Raw genomic sequence first — 1,562 nt, forward strand, 5'->3', positions numbered from 1 at the left:
ACTTACTGTGATTGGTATGACTACAAAGTTCTATAAATCATTACCCAACCGAATGTTTTGTTGTGGTAACTTGTCTCGCGAAACAGTAAACAGAATTTAGAGGACAAAACATGAAGTTTATTTGGTTAAAAGTCGCGGTTACCGTTTTAGTTTTTGCTGCGCTGTTTGGTGTGGTGTATTACAAAGTCGCGAGTGGTATGTCTTAATACCAATGCAATTTAGTACAGCTATTTAGTGCAGCTGTTACCGTTGCAACGTGACTTTCCAGTTAGCCAGAAAGAGACTTTGTATCGGTTCTTGGCAAACCGCAGATAACACCAGTCGGCCATTGGCCTAAATATCGCCCAGCGCAATGGGGTATAAAGCCAACCTTTACCAACCAGCTTCCACGCTTGGTAAGTCACGTCCAAACCCAGCAGCAGTTTTCCATTCTCATCGAGTGCATGCAAAATCGTGTTGGCTGCCTCTGCATCTATCTGCGGGTAATCTGTAAACGCCTCACTGTAGATATCGATGGTTTGAATCTGATTTTTGGTATCAGATTTAGCCAGTGCCGCCATCTCTTTTGCACAAAGTGGACAGGTGCCATCGTAAAATATCGTTAATGCAGTCATTGTTTCCCTAACTATTTTTGCTAATTTTAAATTGTACGCAATCACCAACTAGGTGGATCATTTTACTCAGTTATCCGACACTGTAATTGTGACGACTATTTTACAGTACCATTACAAGGTAAATTCCGCGCTAATAACTAACGATAAAGAGTTGGTATTGATGATAATTAACGTAGCAAAAAAGTTTATTTTGGCAGCTTCTGTGCTGGTGCTAAGTGGTTGTGTTAGCTACAGCGTGACTGAGCAAGAAATGATGAACTACCTGCAAGATTCGGTGATGTTAGAACAAGAAGTCGGTGTGCAAAACGTTATGTATGCGCAAGTCGCTGTTGATGATTTAGCGGTGCAGATTGGTAGAGCTGATACCGAGCGTGTGTCTGTTTTAGCGAACACCAATGCAAAAGTTCAGGTGTTCAATATGCCGAATATGGGGTTGGACTTGGATATCGAGTTCAGTGCGATTCCTGAATACGACAAAGAGAGCGGCGAGATTTATTTGAAATCACTGCGTTTAGAGCGCTTTGAAGAAAAAGATAAACAGCTTTCGCCAGAGATTGCCAAACTACTTAAGCCTGCCGTTTCTATGATTGGTTTTGCTTTGTCCCAGTCTCCAGTTTACAAGCTCGACAGCAATAAAGTGCAAGAGTCGTTGATCAAGTCATCGGAACCCAATCTAGTGATTAAAGACAACAAGCTGGTCATCGAGTTATTCGATTAACCTTTCACGTTTAGCTTAGACTCAGATTTAAAACACAATGGCTGCCGATTTGGTGGCCATTTTTGTTTGTGTTGAATCAGTAAGATTTCTGTTTTTAGACTGTCTATTCAGCTTGTTTTCTCTGGCTTATTTATTGAATTAGCCGCGTATCTCACCTTTACTTTACTCTTGTGAGCAAGTCATCGCTTCAGTCATCAAATCATAAGAAAGAAAAGGTGAGCGAACTATGA

Annotated in this window: 2 protein-coding genes; one reads left to right on the top strand and one right to left on the bottom strand. The window is 41.1% G+C overall.

Annotated elements, in window-relative coordinates:
* Window positions 1-227: 227 nt before the first annotated feature.
* Window positions 228-614 (bottom strand): thiol-disulfide oxidoreductase DCC family protein, encoded by a 387-nt coding sequence (locus AB4496_RS25690; protein ID WP_009847221.1) that lies wholly within the window; start codon window positions 612-614, stop codon window positions 228-230.
* 160 nt (window positions 615-774) lie between these two features.
* Between AB4496_RS25690 and AB4496_RS25695 the strand changes: the two genes are divergently transcribed.
* On the top strand, window positions 775-1,332 hold the full coding sequence (locus AB4496_RS25695; RefSeq protein ID WP_009847220.1) for a DUF1439 domain-containing protein: 558 nt from the start codon (window positions 775-777) through the stop codon (window positions 1,330-1,332).
* Window positions 1,333-1,562 lie beyond the last annotated feature (230 nt).

It is taken from the genome of Vibrio sp. 10N.222.46.A1, from assembly GCF_041473595.1.
GTDB classification, from domain to species: Bacteria; Pseudomonadota; Gammaproteobacteria; order Enterobacterales; family Vibrionaceae; genus Vibrio; species Vibrio tasmaniensis_A.

Coding starts and splice junctions, on each gene's coding strand:
- AB4496_RS25695 (WP_009847220.1), top strand. CDS start 775: ATGATAATTAACGTAGCAAAAAAGTTTATTTTGGCAGCTTCTGTGCTG.
- AB4496_RS25690 (WP_009847221.1), bottom strand. CDS start 614: ATGACTGCATTAACGATATTTTACGATGGCACCTGTCCACTTTGTGCA.